The sequence below is a fragment of the Catellatospora sp. NPDC049111 genome (assembly GCF_040648615.1).
GTDB classification, from domain to species: domain Bacteria; phylum Actinomycetota; class Actinomycetes; order Mycobacteriales; family Micromonosporaceae; genus Catellatospora; species Catellatospora aurea.
On the sequence record NZ_JBEZEB010000010.1, the window covers coordinates 157,021 to 175,494 of the forward strand.

General features: G+C 72.2%; 14 protein-coding genes. 5 read left to right on the forward strand and 9 right to left on the reverse strand.

The window, feature by feature from the left end:
• Positions 1–179: 179 nt before the first annotated feature.
• A complete protein-coding gene (locus tag AB0B66_RS17295) occupies positions 180–1,652 on the forward strand; it encodes an NAD-dependent malic enzyme (RefSeq protein ID WP_360530027.1) in 1,473 nt (490 codons plus the stop codon).
• Between the two features lie 559 nt (positions 1,653–2,211).
• Here AB0B66_RS17295 and dapF read toward each other — a convergent pair.
• Both dapF and miaA read right to left on the reverse strand, forming a co-directional pair.
• Positions 2,212–3,012, reverse strand: coding sequence for a diaminopimelate epimerase (gene dapF, locus AB0B66_RS17300; protein WP_360530030.1), 801 nt, complete (start codon positions 3,010–3,012; stop codon positions 2,212–2,214).
• Positions 3,009–3,938 (reverse strand): tRNA (adenosine(37)-N6)-dimethylallyltransferase MiaA, encoded by a 930-nt coding sequence (miaA, locus tag AB0B66_RS17305; protein WP_360530033.1) that lies wholly within the window; start codon positions 3,936–3,938, stop codon positions 3,009–3,011. The genes dapF and miaA overlap by 4 nt, the downstream gene beginning before the upstream one ends.
• A gap of 234 nt (positions 3,939–4,172) precedes the next feature.
• On the opposite strand from miaA, the gene AB0B66_RS17310 reads away from it, so the two are divergent.
• Positions 4,173–5,381 carry a DUF349 domain-containing protein gene (locus AB0B66_RS17310; RefSeq protein WP_360530036.1) on the forward strand — a complete coding sequence of 403 codons (1,209 nt, stop codon included), beginning with the start codon at positions 4,173–4,175 and terminating at the stop codon, positions 5,379–5,381.
• A 142-nt stretch (positions 5,382–5,523) separates the two neighbouring features.
• Positions 5,524–7,215: a cellulase family glycosylhydrolase gene (locus tag AB0B66_RS17315; protein WP_360530039.1), complete on the forward strand. Its 1,692-nt coding sequence runs from the start codon at positions 5,524–5,526 to the stop codon at positions 7,213–7,215.
• 228 nt (positions 7,216–7,443) lie between these two features.
• On the opposite strand, the gene AB0B66_RS17320 is transcribed toward AB0B66_RS17315, so the two are convergent.
• The 7 genes from AB0B66_RS17320 to miaB all read right to left on the reverse strand — a co-directional run bounded on the left by AB0B66_RS17320 (position 7,444) and on the right by miaB (position 16,586).
• Positions 7,444–8,832: a nucleotide pyrophosphatase/phosphodiesterase family protein gene (locus AB0B66_RS17320; RefSeq protein WP_360530042.1), complete on the reverse strand. Its 1,389-nt coding sequence runs from the start codon at positions 8,830–8,832 to the stop codon at positions 7,444–7,446.
• Positions 8,820–10,037 (reverse strand): metabolite traffic protein EboE, encoded by a 1,218-nt coding sequence (eboE, locus tag AB0B66_RS17325; RefSeq protein WP_360530045.1) that lies wholly within the window; start codon positions 10,035–10,037, stop codon positions 8,820–8,822. The genes AB0B66_RS17320 and eboE overlap by 13 nt, the downstream gene beginning before the upstream one ends.
• On the reverse strand, positions 10,037–10,885 hold the full coding sequence (locus AB0B66_RS17330) for a TatD family hydrolase (RefSeq protein ID WP_360530048.1): 849 nt from the start codon (positions 10,883–10,885) through the stop codon (positions 10,037–10,039). Before AB0B66_RS17330 ends, eboE begins: the two co-directional genes overlap by 1 nt.
• Positions 10,885–12,390, reverse strand: a complete 1,506-nt coding sequence (locus tag AB0B66_RS17335) for an EboA domain-containing protein (protein ID WP_360530051.1) — start codon at positions 12,388–12,390, stop codon at positions 10,885–10,887. The genes AB0B66_RS17330 and AB0B66_RS17335 overlap by 1 nt, the downstream gene beginning before the upstream one ends.
• A complete protein-coding gene (locus AB0B66_RS17340) occupies positions 12,387–13,604 on the reverse strand; it encodes an SCO3242 family prenyltransferase (protein ID WP_360530054.1) in 1,218 nt (405 codons plus the stop codon). Before AB0B66_RS17340 ends, AB0B66_RS17335 begins: the two co-directional genes overlap by 4 nt.
• Positions 13,601–14,734 carry an inositol-3-phosphate synthase gene (locus AB0B66_RS17345; protein ID WP_360530057.1) on the reverse strand — a complete coding sequence of 378 codons (1,134 nt, stop codon included), beginning with the start codon at positions 14,732–14,734 and terminating at the stop codon, positions 13,601–13,603. Before AB0B66_RS17345 ends, AB0B66_RS17340 begins: the two co-directional genes overlap by 4 nt.
• A 322-nt stretch (positions 14,735–15,056) precedes the next feature.
• Positions 15,057–16,586 carry a tRNA (N6-isopentenyl adenosine(37)-C2)-methylthiotransferase MiaB gene (miaB, locus tag AB0B66_RS17350; protein ID WP_360530060.1) on the reverse strand — a complete coding sequence of 510 codons (1,530 nt, stop codon included), beginning with the start codon at positions 16,584–16,586 and terminating at the stop codon, positions 15,057–15,059.
• A 146-nt stretch (positions 16,587–16,732) separates the two neighbouring features.
• Here miaB and AB0B66_RS17355 point away from each other — a divergent pair, with 146 nt between their 5' ends.
• Positions 16,733–17,476 carry an amino acid ABC transporter ATP-binding protein gene (locus AB0B66_RS17355; protein WP_360530063.1) on the forward strand — a complete coding sequence of 248 codons (744 nt, stop codon included), beginning with the start codon at positions 16,733–16,735 and terminating at the stop codon, positions 17,474–17,476.
• Positions 17,477–17,598: 122 nt separating this feature from the next.
• Complete coding sequence (locus AB0B66_RS17360) at positions 17,599–18,471, forward strand: glutamate ABC transporter substrate-binding protein (RefSeq protein ID WP_360530066.1); 873 nt, start codon at positions 17,599–17,601, stop codon at positions 18,469–18,471.
• Positions 18,472–18,474: the final 3 nt, after the last annotated feature.

Sequence of the window (18,474 nt, forward strand, 5' to 3'; positions counted from 1 at the left end):
TCGTCTCTCGTTCTGTCGGCTTCAAGGTTGGCACGGAAGTACCCGGAGCGCACCTGTATTGAACCGCCGTTCGCACGCGCGTTCGGCCGGATGCCGCAGCGACCGCAGTCGGGTGCCGGAAGCAGGGTTACCGCAGGGTTCAGCAGGCGGTGACAGGGCAGCGCCCACGTGGTGGGAAAATGAAACGACTGACTTCACCGAAAGGCGACATCGTGCCCACTACGCGTCTGCCCAGCGCCGGATACTCCATCACCGTACGCGTGGCGGTGATCGCCGACTCATCGGCGATCGGCCGGCTCACCATGGCCGTCGGCGAGGCGGGCGCCATCGTCACCGCGGTCGACGTCGTCGACTCCGACCACCTGCGCGTGGTCGCCGACGTCACCTGCGACACGGCCGACAGCGCGCACGCCGACCAGGTCGTGAAGGCGCTGGAGGCGATGGAGGGCGTCGAGGTCCGCAAGGTCTCCGACCGTACGTTCCTGCTGCACCTCGGCGGCAAGATCGAGGTCACCTCGAAGGTCAACCTGAAGACGCGTGACGAGCTGTCCCGGGCGTACACCCCGGGGGTGGCCCGGGTCTGCCAGGCCATCGCCGACAACCCCGAGGACGCCCGCCGCCTGACCATCAAGCGCAACACCGTCGCGGTGGTCACCGACGGCTCCGCCGTGCTCGGCCTGGGCAACCTCGGCCCGGCCGCCGCGCTGCCGGTCATGGAGGGCAAGGCGGCCCTGTTCAAGCGCTTCGGCGGGGTCGACGCCTGGCCGGTGTGCCTGGACACCCAGGACACCGAGGAGATCATCAAGATCGTCAAGGCGATCGCCCCGGTGTACGGCGGCATCAACCTGGAGGACATCGCCGCCCCGCGCTGCTTCGAGATCGAGGCCCGGCTGCGCGACATGCTCGACATCCCGGTCTTCCACGACGACCAGCACGGCACCGCGATCTGCGTGCTGGCCGCGCTGACCAACGCGTTGCGCGTGGTCGGCAAGAAGCTGGCCGACGTCAAGGTGGTCGTCTCCGGCGCCGGCGCGGCCGGGACCGCGATCATGAAACTGCTGCTGCGGCAGGGCGTCGGCGACGTCATCGCGTACGACCGCCGCGGCGCGCTGCACCGCGACATGGCCAACCTCGGCCCGAACTGGCAGTGGCTGGTCGAGCACACCAACAAGGACGGCTACTCCGGCGACCTGCCCGGCGCGATCGTCGGCGCGGACGTGTTCATCGGCGTCAGCGCCCCGAACCTGCTGACCGGCGACGACATCGCCCGGATGGCCCCGAACGCGATCGTGTTCGCGCTGGCCAACCCCGACCCGGAGGTCGACCCGCGGGAGGCCCGCAAGCACGCCGCCGTGGTCGCCACCGGCCGCTCCGACCAGCCCAACCAGATCAACAACGTGCTGGCCTTCCCCGGCGTCTTCCGAGGCATGCTCGACGCCCAGGCCAAGGAGTTCACCGAGGAGATGGCCCTGGCCGCCGCCATGGCGATCGCCGACGTCGTCGGCGAGGAGAAGCTCAACCCGAGCGTCATCGTCCCGAGCGTCTTCGACGCCCGCGTCGCCCCCGCCGTCGCCGCAGCCGTCCGCGCCGTGGCCCAGCAGTCGACCACGTCCGTCCTCGACACCGACCCCACCCCCATCCCGGAGGCCTGACGCGGCCCCGCCCCACATCAAGACCATCGGACTTGCCTGGCACCTGGGCGTATCTTGACCCGCCATTCGGCCAGGTGCCAGGCAAGTCGACGGATCATGGGCTGCGGCATCGGCGGCCTGGGCGCACTGGACTTGAGGGCACTTGCGTGCTGCCGGAGTCGAGCAGCGCCTGCCGCGCCGCGATGATCCGTTTTTGTGGACGCTGGGTGCCCCCATAGGGGCCGCTAGCGTCCACAAAAACGGATCATCGCCTGGGCACGATCTGCCAGAACTCGCATAACGGACCACCGCGCGCCTGCTGCATGACCAACTTGCCGCGCACCGCACCGCACCCGCCGTACCGCACCGCACCCGCCGTACCGCACCGCACCCGCCGCACCGCAACCGCCGCACCGCAACCGCCGCACCGCACCCGCCGCGCCGCACCGCACCGCACCGCACCCGCCGCGCTGGCCGCACCGCGCGCGCCCCGCCGCGCCGCGCTGGCCGGACCGCGCTGGCCGCACGCTGCGTCTGCCGTGTGGGTGCCTCGCGGCCGTGGAGCGGACCGCGGATGGCGTCAGGGACGCGGAACCAGGACAGCGGGGTCGAGTTCGCCGGTGAAGGTCAGGACAGCGGGGCCGGCGAGCCAGGAGGTGCGGGCGTCGCGGGTGACCTCCAGGCGGCCGCCGGGCACGTCGACGGTGACCGTGCCGGTGTCGCGGCCGGAGGTGTGCAGGGCGGCCACGCCGACCGCGGTCGCGCCGGTGCCGCAGGACATGGTCTCGCCGGAGCCGCGCTCGTACACCCGCATGCGCCGGTGGTCCTCGCCCAGCTTGACCGAGAACTCGACGTTGACCCCGGCCGGGAACAGCACCGGGTCGGTCTCGGGCGCGCGGGACAGGTCCACGGCCGCGGCCACGGAAGCGGGCACGTCGCAGACCAGGTGCGGGTTGCCCATCGAGATCGCGAGGCCGGGGTAGCTCACCCCGTCGATCACCGCGGTCGAGTCGCCGAGCAGCGCGGGCGGGGCCATGTCGACCCGGACCAGGTCGCCCTCGACGTACGCGGTGCGCAGGCCGCCCCGGGTGGACAGCGGGATCTCGTCGCCGGCCAGGCCGGTGGTGTGCAGGTAGCGGGCGAAGACGCGGACGCCGTTGCCGCACATCTCCGACAGCGAGCCGTCGGAGTTCCAGTAGTCCATGAAGTAGACCGCCGCCGGGTCGGCCGAGGGCTGCACCCGCAGCACGCCGTCGCCGCCGATGCCGAAGCGCCGGTCGCACAGGGCCGCGACCAGGGCGGGCGTCAGCTCGACGGTGCCTTCGAGATCCTCGATGATCACGAAGTCGTTGCCGGTGCCGTGTCCCTTGGTGAACTTCACGGCGTCTCCCTCACCATCCGCAGCGCCTGCTCCACCAGGTCGGGGGCCGCGCCGTCGAGCCAGCGTACCGAGGGGTCCCGGCGCAGCCACGAGCGCTGGCGCCGGACGAAGCGGCGCGTCCCGGTGACGGTGTCGTCGTGGGCCTGCTGCTCGCCGCACCTACCGTCAAGGTACGCCAGGACCTGCTGGTAACCGAGCGCCCGCGACGCGGTCAGGCTGCCCGCGAGCCCTTCCGGGAGCAGCCCGCGCACCTCGTCGACGAGCCCGTCGGCCCACATCTTGCCGACCCGCTGCGCGACGCGCACGTCCAGGTCGGCGCGGTCCACCGCGAGCTGGAGCACCGGGTACACCGGGACGGGGTCGGGCAGGGAGGCGGTGAACGGCTTTCCGGTGAGTTCGATCACCTCCAGCGCTCGTACGATGCGACGCCCGTTGCTTTTCAAGATCTTGTCCGCGGCGACCGGGTCGGCCGCGCGCAGCCGCTCGTGCAGCGGACCGGGGCCGACCTCGGCCAGCTCGGCCTCCAGCCGGGCGCGCACGTCGGGATCGGTGCCCGGGAACGAGAAGTCCTCCAGCACCGCCCGCTGGTAGAGGCCGGACCCGCCGACCAGCAGCGCCACCTTGCCGCGGCCCTGGATGTCGTCGATCGCCGCGCGGGCCAGCCGCTGGTACTCCGCGACGCTGGCGGGCTCGGTGACCGGCCAGATGTCGAGCAGGTGGTGCGCGACGCCCTCGCGCTCGGCGAGGGTGAGCTTGGCGGTGCCGATGTCCATGCCGCGGTAGAACTGCATGGAGTCGCAATTGACGACCTCACCGCCTAGGGTGTGGGCCAGGGCTAGGGACAGCGCCGACTTTCCCGCGGCGGTGGGACCGACTACCGCGATCACCGTTGCGTCCGTTTTCGCACCTGTCTCGTTCACCCGCACGGGACAACCGTAATCGGATCGTGCCCTGCGCAGCGGGGCGGAGCAGGTGCGGTGTCGGCGCGGACCCCGTAAGGTCACCTTGTCCTGGGCGCGCGCCGCGCGTCCAGCCGGACCTGTGACAATGCTGAAGGAGAGACGAACTACTCTCCCCGGTGTAACGGGTCAACTGCGCTGTGGCGGCGACCTCGCACGTGATGGCGAGGTTCGGTCGGGAAGAACGAGGATGGGCACATCATGAGCGACTGGGCATCGTATGGCCGGGTGGACGCGGACGGCACGGTCTGGGTGAAGTCGGCCGCGGGCGAGCGCGCCGTCGGATCATGGCAGGCCGGCACCCCGGAAGAGGGGCTGGCGCATTTCGTCCGCCGGTACGAGGATCTCGTCACCGAGGTCGACCTGATCGAGACCCGCCTCAAGTCCGGGGCCGCTGACGCCTCGCAGACCCTGACCACGGTCAAGCGGCTGCGCGCCGGCATGGACGAGGCGCACGTCGTCGGCGACATCGACGGGCTGTCCACCCGCCTGGACGGGCTGACCACGCTGGCCGAGGAGAAGGCCGGAGCGGCCAAGGCCGCTCGCGACGCCGCCCGGGTCGAGGCCGTGGCCCGCAAGACCGCCCTGGTCGAGGAGGCGGAGAAGCTCGCCGCCGAGTCCACGAGCTGGAAGGCGACCGGCGACCGGTTCAAGGAGATCCTCGACGAGTGGAAGACCATTCGCGGGGTCGACAAGAAGACCGACGGTGACCTGTGGAAGCGGTTCTCGGTCGCCCGGGACAGCTTCACCCGCCGCCGCGGCGGCCACTTCGCGACGCTCGACGCCGCTCGCAAGCAGGCCCAGACCGCCAAGGACGACCTGGTCGCCGAGGCCGAGTCGCTGGCCGAGTCGACCGACTGGGCGGCCACCGCGGCTCGGCTCAAGGAGCTGATGGCCGACTGGAAGGCCGCGCCGCGCGCATCCAAGGAGGCCGAGCAGAAGCTCTGGGACCGGTTCCGCGCCGCGCAGGACGCGTTCTTCACGCGCCGCAGCGAGGTCTTCTCGGCCCGCGACAACGAGCAGAAGGCCGCGCTGGTGCGCCGCCAGGAGCTGCTGGCCCAGGCTGAGGCCATCGACGTGGACGCCGACCCGAAGGCCGCGCAGAACGCGCTGCGCGAGATCCAGGGTCAGTGGCACGACACCGGCCGGGTCCCCCGCGAGAACGTTGCGGGTCTGGACCGCCGCCTGCGCGCGGTCGAGGACAAGGTCCGCGACGCGATGGACGCCGCCTGGCGGCGTACCGAGCCGTCGGCGAACCCGCTGCTCAAGCAGATGCGCGAGCAGGTGGCCGAGGCCGAGGCGCGGCTGGAGCGGGCGCAGGCCGCCGGCGACGCCAAGCGCATCAAGGAGGCCGAGCAGGCCCTGGCCGGCAAGAAGAACTTCCTCGCGCTGGCGGAGAAGTCGAGCTGACGTACAGCTGAACCAAGGGGGCGGTCGCGCGAGCGGCCGCCCCCTTGCTGTGTACGCCACCGGCGGTGCACGATGTACCCGGAGCCAGGGCAGGCACGCATTTCCCGATCACGCACGTCCGTCATGGATGGAGCAATCCGAAATGCGTTGGAAGACTCGCACCACCGCGTTCACCGCGGCCCTGGCCGCCGTGACAGCCGCCGCGGCCACCGCCCTCGTGGCGATCACGTTCTCCGCCGGACCGGCCAGCGCCGACACCGGCACCGGCTACCTGCGCACCAGCGGCCGCAACATCGTCGACAGCACCGGCCGGGTGGTGCGCCTGACCGGCATCAACTGGTTCGGCATGGAGACCGACAACAAGACCTTCCACGGCCTGTGGGCCAACGCCCCCGCCACCTGGAAGGGCCAGCTCGACCGGATGGCCTCGCTGGGCTTCAACACCCTGCGCGTGCCGTACTCCGGGGACGCGCTCAAGGCCGGGGCGGTCGCCACCGGCATCAACGACTTCACCAACCCCGACCTGGTCGGCAACTCGCCGCTGCAGATCCTCGACAAGGTGATCACCTACGCGGGCACCAAGGGCATGCGGGTCATCCTCGACCGGCACCGGCCGACCGCGGCCGGGCAGACCCCGCTCTGGTACACCGCGTCGGTCTCCGAGGCCAGCATGATCGCCGACTGGGTGATGCTGGCCCAGCGATACGCCGGCAACCCGACGGTGATCGGGGCGGACCTGTTCAACGAGCCGCACGCCGAGGGCACCGACCCGAACGCGACCGGCGCCTGCTGGGGCTGCGACGTGCAGGCCCGCGACTGGCGGCTGGCCGCCGAGCGCATCGGCAACGCGGTGCTGGCCGCCAACCCCAACTGGCTGATCTTCGTCGAGGGCGTGAGCTGCCTGTCCGGCGGCGTCGCCAACGAGTGGGACAACATCCCCGACGACCCGATGGCCTGCGACTGGTGGGGCGGCAACCTGTCCGCCGCGATCGACAAGCCGGTCCGCCTGAACGTCGCCAACCGGCTCGTCTACGCCCCGCACGACTACGGCATCTCCGTGTACGACCGGCAGAAGTGGTTCAGCGACCCGAACTTCCCGAACAACCTGCCCGCGGTCTGGGACTTCTTCTGGGGCAAGCTCGCCAAGCAGAACGTGGCCCCGATCCTGGTCGGCGAGTTCGGCAGCACGCTGGCCAACCCGCTGGACACGCAGTGGCTGACCAAGCTGATGAGCTACATCGGGGAGAACGGGCTGTCGTTCACGTACTGGTCGTGGAACCCGAACTCCGGAGACACCGGCGGCATCGCGCTGGACGACTGGTACTCGATCAACCAGACGAAGTACAACATCCTCCAGCCGTACCTGAACCCGCCGTCGGGCAACCCGAACCCGACCACCCCCGGCCCGTCGGTCTCCCCGTCGCGCTCGGCCTCGCCGTCGCCGTCCCCGTCGCGGTCCACCTCGCCGTCGCCGTCGGTCTCGCCGTCGGCATCACCGTCCACGCCGCCGAGCCCCGGCACGGGGGCCTGCACCAAGGTCGTCACGATCACCAACTCGTGGCAGGGCGGCTACCAGGCCGAGGTCCGGGTGACGAACATTGGCACGAGCGCCGTGAACCCGTGGACGATCACGTGGACGGTGCCCAGCGGGGTGTCCCTGACCAACGGCTGGAACGCGACGGTCACCCAGAGCGGCACCACGTTCACGGCCGCCGCACCGAGCTGGAACACGTCGCTGGCACCGAACGCCACGGCGGTCATCGGCTTCACCGCGACCGGGCCGTCCTCGCCGGCCCCGAGCAACGTCCGCCTCAACGGCGCGGCCTGCGCCTGACCCCCGCCCCGGCGCGTCCATCCGTTTAGGACAATGGATGCGCCGGGAACAAGGCACCTGGCGCCCTGCATCGATCCACCGGCGATCGCCGGGATGGGTGCCAGGTCTCGCCGGCCCGACTGCGACCGCCGCACCGGGCCGGCGAGGTCCTCCCACCAGCGTTTCTCCCTGCCTGGTGTTAGTAAGGTGCCCTTCCTCTACACATGGCGACAAGAAGGTGCCCTTCCTTCAGCTCAGGCCGGCGAGGTGGAGGAGGAGGGGTTTGACGTCGGTGGCGGCGAAGGCGTCGCGGGCCGGGGTGGGGTCGGAGCAGATGAGGACGGGGCCGTCGGCGGCGGCGGTGGGCAGGCGGCCGTGGGAGCCGCGTACGGCGCGAGCGCCGGCGTCTAGGCCGACGACGTCCATGAGGTAGCGCATGCCGGCCTTCTTGCGCAGCAGCGCGGTGGCGGCGCGGCGTTTGGCGGCGGCCGGGGCGGCCGGGTCGAAGAACAGCTCGGCGGGGTCGTAGCCGGGCTTGCGGTGGATCTCGACCAGGCGGGCGAAGTCGGGGGCCTTGGCGTCGTCGAGCCAGTAGTAGTACGTGAACCAGGCGTCGGGCTCGGCGACCAGGACCAGTTCGCCGGAGCGCGGGTGGTCGAGGCCGTACGCCGCCTTGCCGGACTCGTCGAGCACCTGGGCCACGCCGGGCAGGTTCGCGCAGATCTTGGCGACGATCGCCCGGTCGGCGGGGTCGGCCACGTAGACGTGCGCGACCTGGTGGTCGGCGACCGCGAAGGCGCGGGAGGTCCACGGATCCAGGTATTCCATGCCGGCCTGCGTGTGCACGCGCAGCAGGCCCTCTGCGCGCAGGGCCCGGTTGACGTCCACGGGCCGGCGCACCGGCGTGATGCCGTACTCCGACAGCGCCACCACGGTCGCCCCGCGCGCGGCGGCGTCGTCGAGCAGCGGCGCGAGCACGCCGTCGAGTTCCTTCGCGGCGGCGGCGGCCTCGGGGCCGTACGGGCCGAAGCGCTGCAGGTCGTAGTCGAGGTGCGGCAGGTAGACCAGGGTCAGGTCCGGGGAGTGCGCGGCCATGACGTGCCGGGCGGCCCCCGCGATCCAGCGGGTCGAGGCGATGCCCGCGCCCGGCCCCCAGAACTGGAACAGCGGGAACGTGCCGAGTTCCGCGGTGAGGGCGTCGTGCAGCTGCGGTGGGTCGGTGTAGCAGTCGGGCTCCTTGCGCCCGTCGGCGCGGTACACCGGGCGCGGCGTGACGGTCCAGTCGACGTCCGCGCCCATGGCGTACCACCAGCAGATGTTGGCGACCGTGTAGCCGGGGCGGACCTTGCGGGCCGCCTGCCACACCTTCTCGCCGCCGACCAGCGCGTGGTGCTGCCGCCACAGCAGCACCTCGCCCAGGTCGCGGAAGTACCAGCCGTTGCCGACGATGCCGTGCTGGGCCGGCAGCACGCCGGTGAGCAGCGTCGACTGGGCCGAGCAGGTGACCGCGGGCAGCACCGTGCCCAGCGGGGCGGAGAACCCTGCGTCGGCGACGGCCCGCAGCCGGGGCATGTGCTCCAGCAGGCACGGGGTGAGCCCGACGACGTCGAGCACGACCAGCGGGGTCACGGTGTCCACGGGCGGACCTCCTGCAGCTCCATCATCTCCAGCGGTGCGGTCGGGCCGCCCGGGGCCAGCCCGAGCGCGATCAGCTCGTCGCGGGCGAACGCCAGCTCGGCGGCGATGCCCGCGGCCAGCTGCGCCGGGGTCACCGGCCGCAACGCGGGCGGCAGCACGTTCCAGGTGTACGTCTCGACGTCGACGTGGTCGCAGCCCGAGGTCGGCCCGCCGAACAGCTCTTTCAGCGCCACCCGCAGCTCGGGCAGGGTGCTGCCGAGCGGCGCGGCCGGTTCGGCGTGCAGCGGCACGTGGTAGTGCACCCGCCACGGCTGCGGGGTGCGGCGCGGGCGCGGCAGCAGCCGGTCGAGGGCTTCGCCGAGGTCGTCGGCGGCCTCGCCGCGCGAGCCGCGGGTCTGGTGCAGGAACCGCGGCTCGTCGTAGCCGCGCAGCACAGCCTGCGCCGCGACCGGGTCGTCGGCGGTCAGCGCGGCGGAGACCTGCACCTTGATCACCGGCAGTCCGGCGCGGGCCAGCCGCGACAGCGCCTCGGCCGGTTGCTCCCAGGCGCAGGCCAGGTGCGCGAGGTCGAGGCATACGCCCAGCCAGTCGCCGTCCATGCCGGACCACAGCCGGGCGGCCTGCTCGGTGGTCTCCACCACGCAGCCGGGCTCGGGCTCGAAGCCGACCTGCACGGTGCGGCCGGTGCGCCCGGCGATGGCGGCCAGGCCGTCTGCCAGCTCGTCCAGCACCCGCCCGGCCGTCCCGGCGCGTTCGGTGTCCCAGGGTTCGCGCCACGCCAGCGGCAGGGTCGAGATGGAGCCGCGCACCGCGTCGTCGGGCAGCAGGTCGGCCAGCACCACGGCCAGATCCAGGGTGTAGCGCAGCCGTTCCGGGGTGGTCCAGTCCGGGTGGTACACCGCGTGCTTGACCACCGCGGCCTGGAACGACTGGTACGGGAACCCGTTGAGGGTCACCACCTCCAGTCCTCGGGCGTCCAGCTCGCGCCGCAGCCTCCGGCGCAGGTGCGGCTCGGCGGCCAGCGCGGACGCCGCCGAGGCGGCCAGCCACAGACCCAGCCCCAGCACGTCGGTGTCCAACTCGCGGCGGATCGCCGTGCCGTACGTGTCGAGCTGCGCGACGATGCCGTCGAGGTCCTCGGCCGGGTGCACGTTGGTGCAGTAGCTCAGGTGCACCGTCTGCCCGTCGGGATGGAACAGCCGCATCAGGCGCCGCCCCGCTTGATCGAATTCCCGGCGAAGTCGGCGGGCGCGTCCGCGTCGGACAGGTCGAGCCGCCCGGACGCCCCGTAGAACTCGACCGGGTTGCGCCACAGCACCCGGTCCACGTCGTCGTCGCTGAACCCGGCCGCGAGCATCGCCTCACCGGTGGCCCGGGTCAGCAGCGGGTCGGAGCGGCCCCAGTCGGCCGCGGAGTTGACCAGCATGCGCTCGGTGCCGTGGCGGCGCAGCAGCTCCACCATCCGCGGCGGCGACATCTTGGTGTCCGGGTAGATCGAGAAGCCGAGCCAGCAGCCGGTGTCGCGGACCAGCTCCACGGTCACCTCGTTGAGGTGGTCGATCACCACGCGGCCCGGGTCGATCCCGGACTCCTTCACCACGTCCAGGCTGCGCTGGGTGCCGCGCTGCTTGTCCCGGTGCGGCGTGTGCACCAGCGCGGGCAGGTCGTACTCGACGGCCAGCGCGAGCTGCGCGGCGAAGGCGAGGTCCTCCAGCGGGGTCATCGAGTCGTACCCGATCTCCCCGACCGCGACGACCGCGTCCTTGTCCAGGTAGCGCGGGACCAGTTCGAGCACCTCGCGGCAGCGCGGATCGTTGGCCTCCTTCGGGTTCAGCGCGATGGTGGCGAAGTGCCGGATGCCGAACTGCCCGGCCCGGAACGGCTCCCAGCCGATCAGCGCGTCGAAGTAGTCGGCGAACGAGCCGGGGCTGGTGCGCGGCTGGCCCAGCCAGAACGACGGCTCCACCACGGCGCGCACCCCGGCGGCGGCCATCGCCTCGTAGTCGTCGGTGGTGCGTGAGGTCATGTGCACGTGCGGGTCGAAGATGCGCATCAGATCCCCTTCTCGGCTTTGAGGCGGGCCAGCAGCGCCGCCGCGTCGGCGGGCAGCTCGCGCCCGGCGGCATGGCGCTCGTCGGCGACCCCGGCCAGCATCGCGGCGAGCTCGCTGTCGGCCCGGTGGTCCAGGTCGTCGACGCAGGTCAGCGGGATGCCCATGAACACGCACTTGACCACCGCCTGCCGCCACGCGGCCGCGTCCAGGTGCGCCGCGTACGGCCCCAGCGCCGCCGCGACCAGCCGGGTGTCGTTGGTGCGGATGGCGTCGTGCAGCAGCTCGACCGCGCTCGCGCCGACCGGCAGCAGCGGCAGCGCGCGCAGCACCGCCCGCTTCTCCGCCGCGTCGCCGTGCCGGTAGAGCGCCCGCGCCTGCACCGCCGCGCGGTCGGCGGGCAGCGTGGCCAGCAGCACCGCACGGGCCGCCTCGTCAGCGGTCCAGCCGGGCACGTCCAATTCCCCACGCCCGCAGCGGCGGGCCGCGGCCGGGAACAGCCGGCTGATCACCGACGGGTCGGCGGCCACCCGGCGCAGCGCCTCGTCCAGCCAGCCGCCGTCGTCCACCGTCGCCAGCGCGGCCCGCAGCACGTCGGGTGCGGGCACGGCCCCGGACGGGCGGCGCTGCCCCGGCGCCCGCTGCCCCGTGGCGGCGGTTCGGTCGGCGGTGCCGGACTGCCCGGCCGCGGCGCGCAGGAACGTCAGCGAGCGCCGCGCGACATCCGGCGCGGCGTGCGAGTGCCGAGGCAGCTCCACCCCGACCAGGCCGCGGTATCCGGCGTCGGCCAGCGCCCGCAGCACCGGCGGAAAGTCGATCTCGCCCTCGCCGAACTCCAGGTGCTCGTGCACCCCTCGGCGCATGTCCTCGATCTGCACGTTGACCAGCCACGGCGCGGCCGCCGTGACGCAGTCGGCAACCGGCTCGGGCTCCAGGCACCGGCAGTGCCCGATGTCGAGCGTCAGCCCGAACGCCCGCGGCATGCCCAGCGCCCGGTGCAGTGCCCGCCAGCCCGCCAGGTCCTGCACGAACATGCCCGGCTCCGGCTCGAAGCCGATCGGCACGCCGGCCTTGGACGCGGCCTCGGTCAGCCGGGCGCAGCCGTCGACCAGCCGGTCCCAGGCCAGCTGCGCGTCGACCGACGGCGGGCGCACCCCCGACCAGCACGACACCGCCTCCGCGCCCAGGTCGGACGCGATCGACACGGCGCGCAGCAGGAAGTCCAGCCGGACCTCGCGCTCGTCGTGCAGCAGCGTGGGCGCGTGCTTGCGGCGCGGGTCGAGCAGGTACCGCGCGCCGGTCTCGACCACGACGGACAGGCCCAGCTCGATCAGGCGGGTGGCCAGGCCGGAGACCCGGCGGGCCAGGCCCGGGGCGTACGGGTCGAGGTGGTGGTGGTCGAGGGTCAGCGCGACGCCGTCGTAGCCGAGGTCGGCGAGCACGGCCAGCGCGTCGCCGAGGCGGTGGTTGGCGAAGCCGTTGGTGCCGTACCCGAAGCGCAGGTTCATGTGGCCGAGATCCTCCGGACCAGGCGCCGGGCCAGCGGCGCGAGAGCGGCGAGGGCGAGCCCGGTGACCCCGGCCCCGGTGCGGGCGGCCAGTGTGCCCTGCAACGTGGGCAGCCCGGTGATGCCCGAGCCGACCGCGGCGCGGACCCGGGCCGCGTCCGGCTGCGCGGCGGCGCGGGCCTGCGCCCGGCCGTAGTGGGTCAGGTACCAGCCGGCCAGCGCCACCGGCAGCACTGCGCGCCAGCCCTTGCGGCGGCTGGCCCCGGCGGCGGTCGCGGCGACGGCGACGGTGCCGGCGAGCGTGGCCATCGGCAGGGTCGCGTCCGCGCCGGACACCTCGCGCCGCGACAACGCGGTGACGGTGTACGTGTGCGCGGCGACGGTCAGCGCCGCGGGCACCGCCTTCCCGGCCCGGCCGCCCGACGCGCCGAGCAGCACGTCCAGCCCCCGGCAGGCGGCCATCACGGCCGGTCCCGCCGCGGTGTTCTTGGCTTTCACGTCGTACGCCCACACGGTCGCCGCCAATGGCACGGCCGTGGCCAGCCCTCGGCGGCCGCCCGCCCACGCGGCCAGACCCACTCCAGCGGCGGTGAGCCCGGCGGCCAGGCCCAGCGCGGCCCGGGGCGACACCCGCCCGCTGGGGATCGGCCGCTCCGGCCGCTCGACGGCGTCCAGCTCCCGATCGGCCCAGTCGTTGGCCGCCATGCCCGCCCAGTACAGGCACACCGACGCCGCGGCGAGCCCCGGCGTGCGCCGGTTGAGCGTCCCGGCCGCAGCGGCCCCGGCGATCACGTCCCCGGGCACCGAGAGTGCGGCTGGTGCCCGCACCAGCTCGGCCACATCCCGGATCGTGGCAGCCCAGCGCCCACCGCGAGAGCGGACGTCCGCGCCCGTGCGCCTGCTCGGCGCGCCGGCTCCGCTCTCGACAGCGCTTCCAGCCTGTGCGCCGGGGCCGCGGTCCCGCATCGTCGCCGCGGGGTACCCATCAGCTCCTGACGCCCGCATCGGTGCGGCAGCCGCGCCGCTGCGGTGGATCTTGAGCAGTTCGTGTCGTCCTGGCGACATCAAGTGCACAAGATCCGAAGATGGTGCCTGCCGCGCCGGCGACTGGCGGGGGTCGGCGGGGCGGGCCGGGTGGCGCTGGCCCTGGGCGGCACGCAGGGCGCGGGCGGCGGGCAGCGCCGCGGCGCGCTGCGCCTCGGTCTGCGCGGTCACGCCAGGCCCTCGACCATTCGGACCAGCGCGTCGAACTGGGCGCTGAGCCCGTGCTCGACGTCGCCGAGCGGGTCCTTGAAGAAGAACGCCAGCTCCGGCAGCGGGCCGCTGCGCCCGGCGCGGTGCGCGGCGGCGGTGAGCCGGACCAGGTCCAGCACCAGCGGGGCGGCCAGCGCCGAGTCGCAGCCGTGCCAGCTGAACTCCAGGCGCATCGCGGTGCCGAGGAACCCGCGGAAGGTGACCAGATCCCAGGCGGTCTTGAACTCGCCCAGGTCCTCGACGTACTCGATGCGGGTGTCGCCCTGCGGCTGGTAGCCCAGCGTCTCGGCGAGCACCCGCTGCTTGCTGGCCGCCTTGGCCGCGTTCGGCGCGGGCTGGGCCAGGTTGGCCCCGTCACCGCCGCCCAGCAGGTTCGCGCCCGACCAGCTCCGCACGGCCAGCGCCCGCATCGCGAACATGGGCGCGAGCACCGACTTGACCAGGGTCTCCCCCGTCTTGCCGTCGTGCCCGGCGTACGGCACCCCGCGCTCGTGGGCCAGCTGCGCCAGCGCGGGCAGCCGAGCGCCGGTGGACGGGGTGAAGTCGACGTACGAGCAGCCGGCCGTGAACGCCGCGTACGCGTACAGCGAGCTGGGCGGCAGCACCGGCGTCGGGCCGCGCAGGGCCTCGCGCAGCACGTCGAGCGCGGCGTGCGCCTCGTGCGGCTCGGCGGCGGGCTCGGTCGACGACACGTTGACGACCACGACCCGCCCCAGTTCGTGGCGGCGGCGGAACTCGTCGATGTCGGCGGCTACCAGCGCGGCCGTCTCGGCCTGGGTCGCGCCGCGCGGCGCGGGACGCACCTCGGCGTCCAGCGCGGCCAGCTCCGGCTGCAGCGCGGTGACCAGACGGCCGGGCAGCACGCCCGCGTCGGCGAGCGCGTCGGCCTTCTTGAGGATCGGGGTGGCGACCACGTCGTGCCCACCGAATACCAGGTCGGCCAGGCCCGGCAGGGCGGGGCTGCGCAGCTGCGGCAGTTCCGTGACACAGCCAGCGGGCTCGGCGAGCCCCGCGCGCAGCGCGAATGCTCCGACGATGCTGGTGACGGCGACCGACCCCCGCCCACCGACCAGCCAAACACCTGTTCGCATGCGGTCTCCCGGGGAGATGGAGGAAAAACCACGACAGATTACTTGATTTCGCCGAGACTACCCGGATTCGGACCTACCGGCGTTTCGTGAATCGTCGTCGCAGCTCACCCCCGCGTTTCGAACAAAGGAAGGGCACCTTCCCATCGCTATGCGATGTAGAAGGTGCCCTTCTTAACGGTGACTGCGGGTGTGGCGCTCCGGCTCCGGGCGAAGATCGCCGTTTCGGGTTAAGATCTGCGGTTGAACCGCACATCTCGACCGCAAACAGCGATCTTCGACCCGCCGGCCGCCGGGCCGGACAGCGCCGGGCCAGGCGTGGGTGTCAGCAGGTTGAGCAGGCCGAGTCGGCCGGGGCGGGCTGCGCGGGCGGCCGACCGATGGTGGGCAGGCCGAGCATCACTCCGGCGGTACGCGCCACCCGTCCCGCCTCGTATGCGTCCCCCGCCCGGGTGCGCCGGTGCGACACCAGCGCCCCGTCGCAGTTCAGGTGGTGCGGCGCGGCGTAGTCGACCACGGCGTGCACGATGTCGCCCGGCCGGACCAGCGCGGACTGCTCCGGCGCGACCGCGAAGTGCACCAGCCGGCCGTCCCGGGCCCGCCCGGACATCCGCCTGGTGGCCTGGTCCTTGCGGCCCTCGCCGACGGCGACCAGCACCTCGACCTCACGCCCGACCAGCTTCTTGTTCTCCGCCCAGGTGATCTCCTCCAGGGTGGCGACGAGCCGCTCGTAGCGCTCCTGCACCACCGCCTTGGGCACCTGGCCGTCCATGGTCGCGGCGGGCGTGCCGGGCCGGATCGAGTACTGGAACGTGAACGCGCTCGCGAACCGCGACTCGCGCACCACCCGCAGCGTCTCCTCGAAGTCCGCGTCGGTCTCGCCCGGGAAGCCCACGATGATGTCGGTGGTGATCGCCGCGTCCGGCATGGCCGCACGCACCTTCTCGATGATCGACAGGTACCGGTCGGACCGGTACGAGCGCTTCATCGCCTTGAGCACCGCGTCGGACCCGGACTGCAGCGGCATGTGCAGCGAGTGGCACACGTTGCCGGTCTCGGCCATCGCCTCGATCACGTCGTCGGTGAACGCGGCAGGGTGCGGGCTGGTGAACCGGACCCGCTCCAGGCCCTTGTCCTGCAGCTGCCCGGTGGCCCGCAGCAGCTTGCCGAAGGCGAGCCGGTCGCCGAACTCCACCCCGTAGGTGTTCACGTTCTGGCCGAGCAGGGTCACCTCCAGCACGCCCTCGGCGACCAGCGCCTCGACCTCGGCGAGCACGTCGCCGGGGCGGCGGTCCTTCTCCTTGCCGCGCAGGCTGGGAACGATGCAGAAGGTGCAGGTGTTGTTGCAGCCCACCGAGATCGACACCCAGCCGGAGTACGTCGACTCGCGCCGCGTCGGCAGCGTCGACGGGAAGACCTCCAGCGACTCCAGCAGCTCGACCTGGGCCTGCTCATTGTGGCGGGCCCGCTCCAGCAGCACCGGCAGCGAGCCGATGTTGTGGGTGCCGAACACCACGTCGACCCAGGGCGCCTTCTTGACGATCTCGCCCTGGTCCTTCTGCGCCAGGCAGCCGCCGACCGCGATCTGCATCCCGGGGTGCTTGTCCTTGACGGGTCGCAGGTGGCCGAGGTTGCCGTAGAGGCGGTTGTCGGCGTTCTCGCGAACCGCGCAGGTGTTGAAAACGACGACGTCGGGGGTGCGGCCGGGTTCCGCGGCCGGGTCGAGCCGCACGTATCCCGCTCCGTCGAGCAGGCCCGAGATGCGCTCGGAGTCGTGCACGTTCATCTGGCACCCGTACGTGCGCACCTCGTAGGTGCGGGCGGGCGCGCTCTGGGTTTCAGGCTGACTGGTCATCTCAATCGACCAGGGTATCCGGTCGCGGGCACGGGTACGGAATCCGGGGAAGTTACCCGGTCGTGACCATCCAGCGCCGTTGTCGTCGCTTCGGCGGCCCTAAGGTCGGTGGGACGACGATGTACGAACGCCGAAAGGACGGTGGCATGTCCCACGAACCGCTCATTGTGCTGGACGCGGTGAACAAGTGGTTCGGAGACCTGCACGTGCTCCGCGATGTGAGCCTCACGGTGGACCGCGGTGAGGTGGTCGTGGTGATCGGCCCGTCCGGCTCGGGCAAGTCGACGCTGTGCCGCGCCGTCAACCGGCTGGAGACGATCAACTCGGGCTCCATCCGCTTCGACGGCAATCCACTGCCGGCCGAGGGCCGCGCGCTGGCGAAGCTGCGCAGCGAGGTCGGCATGGTCTTCCAGTCGTTCAACCTCTTCGCGCACAAGAGCATCCTCGACAACGTGACGCTGGCGCCGATCAAGGTGCGCGGCGAGTCGAAGGCGAACGCTCGAGCCCGCGGCATGCAGCTGCTGGAGCGGGTCGGCATCGCCAACCAGGCCAACAAGCTGCCGGCGCAGCTGTCCGGCGGCCAGCAGCAGCGCGCGGCGATCGCGCGAGCGCTGGCCATGCAGCCCAAGGCGATGCTGTTCGACGAGCCCACCAGCGCGCTCGACCCGGAGATGGTCGGCGAGGTGCTCGACGTGATGACGTCGCTGGCCAAGGAGGGCATGACCATGATCGTGGTCACCCACGAAATGGGCTTCGCCCGGGCGGCCGCCGACCGGGTCGTCTTCATGGCCGACGGCCAGCTCGTCGAGCAGGCGCCGCCCGCCGAGTTCTTCGGCGACCCCCAGAGTGAGCGAGCCCGCGACTTCCTGTCGAAGGTGCTGTCCCACTGATCGACTTCTGCCGGCCGCCCGGAGCGACCCTCCGGGCGGCCGGTGATGACTCCGCCGCCGGCCGCGGCGGGTTGGGTAACGAGCTTCGTCGCCTCCGGCGGCGGGAGATATGAGGAGGAAGCATGCGTCTGAAGCGTTTCGCGGCGCTGGCCGCTGTGTCCGTACTGGCGTTCGGGGCGGCGGCCTGCGGTGGCGAGGACCCCGGCACCGCGCCGACCACCTCGAAGTTCGAAGCCGGCACCACGATGGAGAAGCTGAACAAGGCCGGCAAGATCACTATCGGCACGAAGTTCGACCAGCCCGGCTTCGGCCTCAAGGGCCTGGACGGCAAGCCGGCCGGCTTCGACGTGGAGATCGGCAAGATCATCGCTGCTGAGCTGGGCATCTCCGCCGACAAGATCAACTGGATCGCGACGCCGTCCGCGGTGCGCGAAGAGGTGCTGGAGAAGGGCGACGCCGACGTGGTGATCGCCACCTACACCATCAACGACAAGCGCAAGGAGCGCATCGACTTCGCGGGTCCGTACTACGTCGCGGGCCAGCACCTGATGGTGCGCTCGGACGACAGCTCGATCACCGGGCCGGACTCGTTCAAGGACGGCGCCAAGAAGGTCTGCTCCGTGCAGGGCTCCACGCCGGCCACGAACATCGAGAAGTTCCTCAAGGACAAGGCCACCCAGCTGGTGCTGTTCGACGTGTACACCAAGTGCGTCGACGCCCTGAAGAACAAGCAGGTCGACGCGGTGACCACCGACAACGTCATCCTGCTGGGCTACGTCTCGCAGAGCAACGGCGCGTACAAGCTGACCGGCAGCAAGTTCACCGACGAGCCGTACGGCATCGGCGTGAAGAAGGGCGACGCCAAGTTCCGCGCCTTCATCAACGACCTGCTGGAGAAGATCTACGCCGACGGCCGCTACGCCAAGGCGTGGACCGACACCGCAGGCAAGTTCGACGCGAACGTGCCCACCGGCCCGGCCGTGAACCGTTACTGATCC

Bases quoted from the DNA above. Each gene is read 5' to 3' on its own strand.
- AB0B66_RS17335 (WP_360530051.1), bottom strand. From the start codon at position 12,390: ATGAACCTGCGCTTCGGGTACGGCACCAACGGCTTCGCCAACCACCGC.
- eboE (WP_360530045.1), bottom strand. From the start codon at position 10,037: ATGCGGCTGTTCCATCCCGACGGGCAGACGGTGCACCTGAGCTACTGC.
- AB0B66_RS17360 (WP_360530066.1), top strand. From the start codon at position 17,599: ATGCGTCTGAAGCGTTTCGCGGCGCTGGCCGCTGTGTCCGTACTGGCG.
- AB0B66_RS17310 (WP_360530036.1), top strand. From the start codon at position 4,173: ATGAGCGACTGGGCATCGTATGGCCGGGTGGACGCGGACGGCACGGTC.
- AB0B66_RS17330 (WP_360530048.1), bottom strand. From the start codon at position 10,885: ATGCGCATCTTCGACCCGCACGTGCACATGACCTCACGCACCACCGAC.
- AB0B66_RS17345 (WP_360530057.1), bottom strand. From the start codon at position 14,734: ATGCGAACAGGTGTTTGGCTGGTCGGTGGGCGGGGGTCGGTCGCCGTC.
- AB0B66_RS17355 (WP_360530063.1), top strand. From the start codon at position 16,733: ATGTCCCACGAACCGCTCATTGTGCTGGACGCGGTGAACAAGTGGTTC.
- miaB (WP_360530060.1), bottom strand. From the start codon at position 16,586: ATGACCAGTCAGCCTGAAACCCAGAGCGCGCCCGCCCGCACCTACGAG.
- AB0B66_RS17295 (WP_360530027.1), top strand. From the start codon at position 180: ATGAAACGACTGACTTCACCGAAAGGCGACATCGTGCCCACTACGCGT.
- AB0B66_RS17315 (WP_360530039.1), top strand. From the start codon at position 5,524: ATGCGTTGGAAGACTCGCACCACCGCGTTCACCGCGGCCCTGGCCGCC.